General features: G+C 39.1%; 5 protein-coding genes and 23 tRNA genes. 24 read left to right on the forward strand and 4 right to left on the reverse strand.

Annotated features, from left to right (window positions below; all coding sequences use genetic code 11):
* Positions 1 to 19 precede the first annotated feature (19 nt).
* From ACIQZI_RS24030 to ACIQZI_RS24145, 24 genes are all read left to right on the forward strand, one after another.
* A tRNA-Thr gene (locus ACIQZI_RS24030) sits at positions 20 to 95 on the forward strand.
* Between the two features lie 17 nt (positions 96 to 112).
* Positions 113 to 188: transfer RNA gene (locus tag ACIQZI_RS24035), tRNA-Lys, on the forward strand.
* A gap of 6 nt (positions 189 to 194) precedes the next feature.
* Positions 195 to 276: transfer RNA gene (locus tag ACIQZI_RS24040), tRNA-Leu, on the forward strand.
* Between the two features lie 11 nt (positions 277 to 287).
* Positions 288 to 359: transfer RNA gene (locus tag ACIQZI_RS24045), tRNA-Gly, on the forward strand.
* 15 nt (positions 360 to 374) lie between these two features.
* Positions 375 to 463 (forward strand) — tRNA-Leu (locus ACIQZI_RS24050).
* A 14-nt stretch (positions 464 to 477) separates the two neighbouring features.
* Positions 478 to 554: transfer RNA gene (locus ACIQZI_RS24055), tRNA-Arg, on the forward strand.
* 6 nt (positions 555 to 560) lie between these two features.
* A tRNA-Pro gene (locus ACIQZI_RS24060) sits at positions 561 to 634 on the forward strand.
* Positions 635 to 654: 20 nt separating this feature from the next.
* Positions 655 to 730, forward strand: a tRNA-Ala gene (locus ACIQZI_RS24065).
* Positions 731 to 762: 32 nt separating this feature from the next.
* Positions 763 to 839: transfer RNA gene (locus ACIQZI_RS24070), tRNA-Met, on the forward strand.
* A 9-nt stretch (positions 840 to 848) separates the two neighbouring features.
* A tRNA-Ile gene (locus ACIQZI_RS24075) sits at positions 849 to 925 on the forward strand.
* 10 nt (positions 926 to 935) lie between these two features.
* A tRNA-Ser gene (locus ACIQZI_RS24080) sits at positions 936 to 1,028 on the forward strand.
* A 32-nt stretch (positions 1,029 to 1,060) separates the two neighbouring features.
* A tRNA-Met gene (locus ACIQZI_RS24085) sits at positions 1,061 to 1,134 on the forward strand.
* A gap of 3 nt (positions 1,135 to 1,137) precedes the next feature.
* Positions 1,138 to 1,214 (forward strand) — tRNA-Asp (locus ACIQZI_RS24090).
* 43 nt (positions 1,215 to 1,257) lie between these two features.
* Positions 1,258 to 1,330, forward strand: a tRNA-Phe gene (locus ACIQZI_RS24095).
* A gap of 15 nt (positions 1,331 to 1,345) precedes the next feature.
* Positions 1,346 to 1,429 (forward strand) — tRNA-Tyr (locus ACIQZI_RS24100).
* An 83-nt stretch (positions 1,430 to 1,512) separates the two neighbouring features.
* Positions 1,513 to 1,584 (forward strand) — tRNA-Gln (locus ACIQZI_RS24105).
* A gap of 4 nt (positions 1,585 to 1,588) precedes the next feature.
* A tRNA-Cys gene (locus ACIQZI_RS24110) sits at positions 1,589 to 1,659 on the forward strand.
* 7 nt (positions 1,660 to 1,666) lie between these two features.
* Positions 1,667 to 1,748 (forward strand) — tRNA-Leu (locus tag ACIQZI_RS24115).
* Positions 1,749 to 1,767: 19 nt separating this feature from the next.
* A tRNA-Gly gene (locus ACIQZI_RS24120) sits at positions 1,768 to 1,841 on the forward strand.
* Between the two features lie 7 nt (positions 1,842 to 1,848).
* Positions 1,849 to 1,925 (forward strand) — tRNA-Ile (locus tag ACIQZI_RS24125).
* Between the two features lie 18 nt (positions 1,926 to 1,943).
* Positions 1,944 to 2,018 (forward strand) — tRNA-Asn (locus ACIQZI_RS24130).
* A gap of 13 nt (positions 2,019 to 2,031) precedes the next feature.
* Positions 2,032 to 2,122, forward strand: a tRNA-Ser gene (locus tag ACIQZI_RS24135).
* A gap of 10 nt (positions 2,123 to 2,132) precedes the next feature.
* Positions 2,133 to 2,206, forward strand: a tRNA-Arg gene (locus ACIQZI_RS24140).
* Between the two features lie 716 nt (positions 2,207 to 2,922).
* Positions 2,923 to 3,747, forward strand: coding sequence for a hypothetical protein (locus tag ACIQZI_RS24145; protein ID WP_403078322.1), 825 nt, complete (start codon positions 2,923 to 2,925; stop codon positions 3,745 to 3,747).
* Positions 3,748 to 4,465: 718 nt separating this feature from the next.
* Here ACIQZI_RS24145 and ACIQZI_RS24150 read toward each other — a convergent pair.
* The 4 genes from ACIQZI_RS24150 to ACIQZI_RS24165 all read right to left on the reverse strand — a co-directional run bounded on the left by ACIQZI_RS24150 (position 4,466) and on the right by ACIQZI_RS24165 (position 7,646).
* Positions 4,466 to 4,636 carry a hypothetical protein gene (locus ACIQZI_RS24150; RefSeq protein ID WP_157279689.1) on the reverse strand — a complete coding sequence of 57 codons (171 nt, stop codon included), beginning with the start codon at positions 4,634 to 4,636 and terminating at the stop codon, positions 4,466 to 4,468.
* A gap of 387 nt (positions 4,637 to 5,023) precedes the next feature.
* Positions 5,024 to 5,308 carry a hypothetical protein gene (locus ACIQZI_RS24155; protein ID WP_062187067.1) on the reverse strand — a complete coding sequence of 95 codons (285 nt, stop codon included), beginning with the start codon at positions 5,306 to 5,308 and terminating at the stop codon, positions 5,024 to 5,026.
* The gene (locus tag ACIQZI_RS24160) at positions 5,292 to 6,089 is read right to left on the reverse strand and encodes a ParA family protein (RefSeq protein WP_403078327.1); all 798 of its coding nucleotides are present in this window, start codon (positions 6,087 to 6,089) and stop codon (positions 5,292 to 5,294) included. The genes ACIQZI_RS24155 and ACIQZI_RS24160 overlap by 17 nt, the downstream gene beginning before the upstream one ends.
* 342 nt (positions 6,090 to 6,431) lie before the next feature.
* On the reverse strand, positions 6,432 to 7,646 hold the full coding sequence (locus ACIQZI_RS24165; RefSeq protein WP_062187062.1) for a replication initiation protein: 1,215 nt from the start codon (positions 7,644 to 7,646) through the stop codon (positions 6,432 to 6,434).
* Positions 7,647 to 8,469 lie beyond the last annotated feature (823 nt).

Consider the following 8,469-nt stretch of genomic DNA (forward strand, 5'->3'; position numbering starts at 1 on the left):
CTCCACCATTACCTATAGTGCCGGTGTAGCTCAACTGGTAGAGCAACTGACTTGTAATCAGTAGGTTGGGGGTTCAAGTCCTCTTGCCGGCACCAGGTTTTTTTTTGTTTTCGAGCCATTAGCTCAGTTGGTAGAGCATCTGACTTTTAATCAGAGGGTCGCAGGTTCGAATCCTGCATGGCTCACCATTTATCGCGGGTGTGGCGGAATTGGCAGACGCACCAGACTTAGGATCTGGCGCCGCGAGGCGTGGGGGTTCAAGTCCCTTCACCCGCATTATTTATTACGCGGAAGTAGTTCAGTGGTAGAATACAACCTTGCCAAGGTTGGGGTCGCGGGTTCGAATCCCGTCTTCCGCTCTACTTTTCGTAAGTGCCGGGGTGGCGGAACTGGCAGACGCACAGGACTTAAAATCCTGCGGTAGGTGACTACCGTACCGGTTCGATTCCGGTCCTCGGCACCATTTTATATTTATACGCGCCCGTAGCTCAATTGGATAGAGCGTCTGACTACGGATCAGAAGGTTATGGGTTCGACTCCTTTCGGGCGCGCCATATAGACGGGAAGTAGCTCAGCTTGGTAGAGCACTTGGTTTGGGACCAAGGGGTCGCAGGTTCGAATCCTGTCTTCCCGATTATCACCTTTTTTTATAATGGGGCCTTAGCTCAGCTGGGAGAGCGCCTGCCTTGCACGCAGGAGGTCAGCGGTTCGATCCCGCTAGGCTCCACCATTATTATGATTATTGTATACGCTTATTTATTTGGCGGCGTAGCTCAGCTGGCTAGAGCGTACGGTTCATACCCGTGAGGTCGGGGGTTCGATCCCCTCTGCCGCTACCAAATCATGAAGGATCTTTAGCTCAGCTGGTTAGAGCAGACGGCTCATAACCGTCTGGTCGTAGGTTCGAGTCCTACAAGATCCACCACTATTTATACGGAGGTATACCCAAGCCCGGCTGAAGGGATCGGTCTTGAAAACCGACAGGGGAGTCAAATCCCGCGGGGGTTCGAATCCCTCTACCTCCTCCATTTTTTGAAAAAGATCACACAATTCATATCGTCGCGGGGTGGAGCAGTCCGGTAGCTCGTCGGGCTCATAACCCGAAGGTCGCAGGTTCAAATCCTGTCCCCGCAATCTGGTCCGGTAGTTCAGTTGGTTAGAATGCCTGCCTGTCACGCAGGAGGTCGCGGGTTCGAGTCCCGTCCGGACCGCCATTTTTATTCTAGTAGGGTCACCTACTATTGATATACATTGTGTGGCTCAGTAGCTCAGTCGGTAGAGCAAAGGACTGAAAATCCTTGTGTCGGCGGTTCGATTCCGTCCTGAGCCATCATTAGATTAATACGGAGGGGTAGCGAAGTGGCTAAACGCGGCGGACTGTAAATCCGCTCCTTCGGGTTCGGCAGTTCGAATCTGCCCCCCTCCACCATTCCATCATTGTGTAGTTTAAAGATAGAATAGAGGTCTTCGGAACTTCCGAAGAAGGTTGTGAACCCATTTATTTTATATTATTGGGCTATAGCCAAGCGGTAAGGCAACGGATTTTGATTCCGTCATGCGAAGGTTCGATCCCTTCTAGCCCAGTCATGGCAGCATAGCCAAGTGGTAAGGCAGAGGTCTGCAAAACCTTCACCCCCGGTTCAAATCCGGGTGCTGCCTTAATCATGCCGGTGTGGCGGAATTGGCAGACGCGCACGACTCAAAATCGTGTTCCTTTTGGAGTGCCGGTTCGACCCCGGCCACCGGTATCGAAGCGAGACATATTTTGCGGGTGTAGTTTAGTGGTAAAACCTCAGCCTTCCAAGCTGATGATGAGAGTTCGATTCTCTTCACCCGCTCCAAAAAAATGGGCCTATAGCTCAGCTGGTTAGAGCGCACGCCTGATAAGCGTGAGGTCGATGGTTCGAGTCCATTTAGGCCCACCATAATCCTATATTTTTTGTTCCGCAGTAGCTCAGTGGTAGAGCATTCGGCTGTTAACCGAACGGTCGTAGGTTCGAGTCCTACCTGCGGAGCCATTTTTTTTTATATGGGGAAGTACTCAAGAGGCTGAAGAGGCGCCCCTGCTAAGGGTGTAGGTCGGGTAACCGGCGCGAGGGTTCAAATCCCTCCTTCTCCGCCACACATAGGATGCGCCTTTAGCTCAGCAGGATAGAGCAACGGCCTTCTAAGCCGTCGGTCAGAGGTTCGAATCCTCTAAGGCGCGTAAAAACTAACCAATTAAGGTTAGTTTTTTTTGTTTGTTCATTTCAGTCTGTGAGCAAAACAAGACCGTATTGAACCAATTCATTCGTCTCATGGCACTTTAGGTCACTCTAGTGAACAAATGATACATAAAACAAAAAATAAATTGATTATAATGCGTTTCTCAGCATTATTTATTTAAAAAAATGATTTTTTTCTTGTGTAGGTTCCGAAAGGGTTGCGAATGAGTTCGGAACCTTCCAAATGGGCAGTGATAAACGAAAGCTTGTAGTGGTAGGCTGGCGATGAATTTTTAAAAGTTAATACACAACAGAATGGGTGGCAGTTTTGTAGGCGGTTAATATCCTTTAGCTTTAGTCCCTATATAGAAAAGCTCTTAAATATCTGGACTTTGCTAGTTTTGTAGGTTTATAATTCTATTAAATAAAAAACTTGATACGGACAAATAAAAAAGCCACTTCCATATGTTAAAGGTTGGCGCCTTTAACGGAAATGACTTTGACCCTGTTTCACAACCACCACAGCCGGAACAGGAAAAACAACAATTTCGATACGCCTATTATAACGGGTTTATAGAGAGAATTTCAACCGTTAACTTTTAGTGATTTTAAAAATAGGGCGTCCAAAGGTGTATTTTACCGTTTTTCTAATCCGGCTGGGGTTGGTAAAAGGGTAAAGTATGCCTTTTTCTTTGTCTTCTCGGAAGGAAGAAAAACCATGTTGGTAGCTGGAAGAATTGAAAATTTTAAAGACTTTAGCAAGTTTAAAACCGTAAAAAAATTTAACAACCACATTGAAATGTTCCTGGCTGAACATAAAAAAGATTTTACTAAAGGGGAATTAGTCGCGTTCAAACGCCTAGTTCGATTCTCTGCTAAATATGTTGGAGTGGCTAACGCAAAGATTGGCACTCTATTAAGAGCCATCAATGAAAAAGGGAATGGTTTTGGTATAAGCCGATCAACTTTTGAACGAATGTTGAGAAAAGCGAAGGATTTAGGGATCCTATCGGTCGAAAATACGGCTAAATCCAAAGGTGGAAAAGGGCATAATGTCTATATTTTTAATACAATTGATGTATTAAAAAAGGAAAAATTGACGTATTGTGAGGATCACGAGAAACCTTGCGACAGTAAGGTTGAAGGGCATAATTTTGAAAGAGAAACTAGTAATCTTTTAGAAACTAGCAATACTAAAAAGATAAATAAACGTAAGGTGACGCATTTAGATTCTACTTTTACGGTTTCTTATGTTCCAAAAGAATTTGTCCAGGCTGTTAAGCCTTTCTTTAATCATGCTGCTACGATCGAAGACCTTTGGAAAAGCGTATTTCTTGATACAAAGGGGATAAAAAACATAGTAGAACCTGAAATCATTACATATACAGCCATAGCTGCCTTTAAACAAGCAATCAGAGCCTCTAAAAAAGGGAAAATCAGAACGACCTTAGCTGCCTTCTTCACAGGTACTTTTAAAAACCTAATGGATAAGGCTTACTTTGCTATTCCTTTAGAAGAAATCCATGAAAGAATCAGCCATTGAAACAAGAAATAATATCTTAAAACAAACTAATTTAGATAAAATTATCTTCTTTAAAAATCGTAAAATATACCACAACACAGATAGATCTCAAAGAGAGCTCAATGTCTGTTTCATTTGCGGTTTTAATTTGTAGTACATCCCTGTCTGTTTACGGGTTCGGCCGGGCTCCTTCTTTTTCGTAAACATCAGAAGACCTCGCCTATACTACGTAAACATAGCCGAGGTCTTCTGTACTCTAAAGTTGTCGCCGGCCGAGGGTGGATGAAATAGCAAGTAGGTTTATGTATAAATGGAGAGATTAGTTTGGGGAAAAGATTAAAAAATATGGATATAGTGGTTTAGAGATAAAAGATGTAGAACGAGTAAAAAATACGAATGATGTGAGAATTATAGGCTGCTGTTTGCTGATTTATTTATAGTGTTTTTAAGTTCCGAAGATAGATTCGAAGGGTTCCAAAAAGGGGGCATTCGAAAAAAATAGGGATTTTGTTTATGATTTTTGTAATATGTTTTTTAAAATACGTCGTTCATGCTGTTTATTGGGCCTTCTAGGGCGTTTTATCTTTTTTTGAGTACAAATGTAAATATAAAGATTTCAGATGTTATAAACACCCCTTAAAGGACCTTAAAAGACCTTGCAGATTTATTACTTTCAATTCATTTTTCACAATAATTCTCCAGTTTTACCTTAAACGTCTTTTCAATCTATGTATTAGGGCTACCGAACCTTCTGAATTTTGACAGGTGTGGAATTGTAGCCAAACCGCCTGTTTTCCTTCCGGCTCGGAAACGGGTATTCTGTATCGCTCATATGGGCCATATAATCCCCAATTACTTCCCGAAGCTTGATCGGAACCATAGCGTCGCAACGCTCATTTCGTATCTTCAATTTCTTTAGCTGTTCGTAACGGCTGTACGTTCTTTTCTTTCATGATTTTCCTCCGATATCATACATTCAACGTATGATATTGATGGTTTATCAAAAAGATCCAGTGATATCAAGGATTTGAATGTACGAAAATATCTAAAATCATACATTCAAAAAAACGCCCTGTTCAATTAAAGAAGAAAAGAAGAAAAGAAGAAAAGAAGAAAAGAAGAAAAGAAGAAAAGAAGAAAAGAAGAAAAGAAGAAAAGAAGAAAAGAAGAAATAAACGTTTATTCGTTGGAAGAATGGTTGATTTCTTCTTTTCTTCTTTCCATGCAGCATAGTAGAGTTTGCTACTTGAATAGGCTTCGGTCTGGCCACATGGTAAGTAAATTTGCAAAATGTCTTCTACTTAATCTCCTTCAAATACTTCTCCAAAGCCTCTTCAATCAGAATATAGATGTTTTTTTCATGGACAAGGGCTTGCATTTTTAATTCTTTATGTAGATCTGTACGTAGATCGAAGGATACGCGTTTTCTTTCCACTTTTATTTCATCCTTTCTTGTTTCGTTGATTTCTTTATTCGAATAAACATTGGTATCTTCTTCGCCTACTATTTCGGCTAATGCTTGGGTTGGGGTGATTATTTTTTGCATACGTTTCATTTTTTTTATGTCATTTACTTTGGACACGCTCAATCAACTCCTTGTAGAAACGGTTGTATTGGTCTAATGCCTTTTTTAATTCTGGGTTCCTATTAAATCCATAGAGAGCTAATCTGCCCACTGGTGCTTTTCTTGTAATGGTTGTTTGAAAAACTTCGTTAGGATAGTCCTCCTCAATCATTTCTTTAAACGCTTTTGAATCGCTTCTACGTACATCGTTCATGGTGCGTAAAATCCCAACGACTTGTGTATCTCTATGACCGAAATTTCTAGCGCCTTCAACAGAGTCCATAAAATTAGGAATCGCCGAGTAACACCAGCTTGAACATTCAAACATGACAACTACGTGTTCGCTTGCGCATAGGGCATTTGTGGTTTGTTCACTAAGTGATGGTGGGGTATCAATTACGATAAAATCATATTGATCCCTAACTTGATCAAGAATTTGATCGAGGATTAAGCTAGGGTTCCCCTTAAATGGGAGAGTGTCGCCTTGATAAGTTTTCCCGGTATAAATCCAGCGAGGAAATGTAGCTAAAAAGTTGTTGGCAGGAAGCAGATCTAAATGATCGGTGATAGAAACAATATACTTTTCTACGTCGTTTTGTTGCATCGCTTCTAATATAGATTTTCCCATAAACTCATTTGATGGTTGTTCAGATAAAAATTCAGTCAAGTTTCCTTGAGAATCCATATCCACGGCCAGTACACGGTAGCCATCTTCTTTTAGCAAATAGGATAATATGCCCGTTGTAGTGGATTTGCCGCATCCGCCTTTTTGGATTCCCATTGTAATGGTAATGGCCAATCTTCGCACCTTCCTTCTTTAAAAATTGTTGCCTACTTTCCTTATTCGATAATAGTTGAACAACTCCTTCTTGTTAAGTGGGGGATAAAAACCTTTATATATCAGGCTGTATACGTACTTTTTAAACATTCATACAGGGACATTAAGGTGTTGAAGTTGTATTTATAATTCCTTAACTAGCCGTTCTTTGGAATAATATATATTCTTAAGATAAACTCGATAGAATATATATAGTATTACTTACATACCTTAAACAGAATAAAAAAGGGGGGTTGGTATCATTTGAATACCCAACTCCTTTTATTTCCTCTTAAATTCAAAAAACTAAAAATTAGCTTGCAACTACACTCCTTTTAACCAATCTTCAATCTGTATCTTCGCCTTTTCAATATCCTTTTTTTCTAAAGTAGTATTTTCAGGCTCCATAATATTAAGCGTTTCGTATAAGTCTTGTTTGACCGTTTCAAAAATCTGCACAGCATTGGCTTGCCCCACATCCAGAAACCTCTGTATTTCACTGATTGATTTCTCTTCCACAAACCAATACGGTAAAGGATCTTTTGATTTTCTAAAATCTGAAATTAAATGCATAAGAATGTTTTCAGATGATGCAATACCTTCATTAGGTCCTGAGGAACGTAACACTTTCGTTATGTACCCTATAGGATTTTCGATATCTTTTCTATCTTGTATTTTCTCTAATAGGTCAATAACAGTTGCTTGTCCATATTTCCCCCATGATTCAATCACTTCATCGGACAACTGGATTCCTAATGTTTTTCCTAGCTTTCTGACGCTTTTTGAAAAGCTATTTGATAACTTAAATTCTTCAAGATTACTTTCAAAAATATCAAGTTCTTCTATCTTAGGTTGTTTTGCGGACTTTATTAGAAATTTAACCTTTTCAACTTTACGTCCTTTTTTTACAACTTCTATTTCGAAAGCAATATCCGTTTTCTTCATAAGTTCTTTTTGGGCCGGTAAAAGTACACGTTGTTTAAAGTTTCCATAAGCAGGATAGACATCTTCAGCGCCAAGCATCTTCCGTAAATCTGAAAGAAAAAACGTCCTCTCTTGAAACCTTTCGTATTGTTTTAACAATTCATAGATCCGAATAGCATAAGAACTCTTGAGTTTAACAACATTTTCAAGCTTATAGCTCGTAAATTCTTTTTTTAATTCTAATAGGTATGGACGTAAGAATGGATCAAATCGAACGTCTATGGTACCTTCAGATTCGTTATAAGCAACATAACTTAACCAGGCTACCTGGATGACCTTCTTATCAATGCGAACCTCAAACACCTTTTGCATGAGTTCCTTAGTAATTTGCCTTAATTCCGTATATTTAGGCGTACCATTTAAGCCTAATAATCGATTAAACTCCTTAATCGGTAATGTATATGATTTAAAATCAGAGTCCTCGGGATGAATATTACTGGCCAAACAGAGAATAATTTTTTGCTCAACCACACCGAGTTTATAATTTGCTTCGATTAAAATATTAGATTTAGTTACAAGTTGACTGGTTCGATTTTCCATAATCGATGTAGACATTTAAAAAATCCCCCTTTGGGTTCATCTGATTATGCCAAATTTTTAACTATAACAAAAGTTTTTTTTTGTTATAGTTGGCACCATTTTTGTTATAGTTGGCACCATTTTTGTTATAGTTAAGGCACCATTTTTGTTATAGTTGGCACCATTTTTGTTATAGTTGGCACCATTTTTGTTATAGTTGGCACCATTTTTGTTATAGTTAGGTCCGTCAAACCCAGTCGTACCAAGGGTTTCAGAGGGGCTGAAAACAAGTATAAAACAAGGATAAAACAAGATAAAACAAAAAACAGTAAAACAACAACAGAAAAAATGTGATTGCTATCCGAATACCAAAATCACATAAAATACAAATAAAGGGTTTATATGTAAAATGAACACACCGCAGGAATATTCCTCCATTTTTAAAAATGGAAGATGAGCTTATTCATTTTGAAAATTTCAAAACACTAATATCCACTTTTTCTATTGACTCTTTAAAAAAAAGATATTAATATATTAATTCTTGTCACCTTAAGGAATTTTAACAAAAAAAGTTTTGTTTTAATTTCTTCGTAGAAGTTGACAAAAACGAATGTGTTTGATAATATGAATCTTGTCGCTGATACGAAATAAATTATTTCGGAAAATCATTTGACAACTTGAGAACAAAATGATACACTATTATTCTGTCTCAAATTAATAGTTCTTTGAAAACTAAACAAAGCAGAAACGTCAACGTTTTAATTAAGTGAGTACACACTATAAAAACAATGAGCAAGTCAAACACTTTTTGGAGAGTTTGATCCTGGCTCAGGACGAACGCTGGCGGCGTGCCTAATAC

Origin of the sequence: Peribacillus sp. NPDC096379 (assembly GCF_044762875.1) — a bacterium.
Classification (GTDB): Bacteria; Bacillota; Bacilli; order Bacillales; family DSM-1321; genus Peribacillus.

Excerpts from the sequence above, each read along its gene's own strand:
- ACIQZI_RS24145 (WP_403078322.1), top strand. The coding sequence starts at position 2,923 with ATGTTGGTAGCTGGAAGAATTGAAAATTTTAAAGACTTTAGCAAGTTT.
- ACIQZI_RS24165 (WP_062187062.1), bottom strand. The coding sequence starts at position 7,646 with ATGTCTACATCGATTATGGAAAATCGAACCAGTCAACTTGTAACTAAA.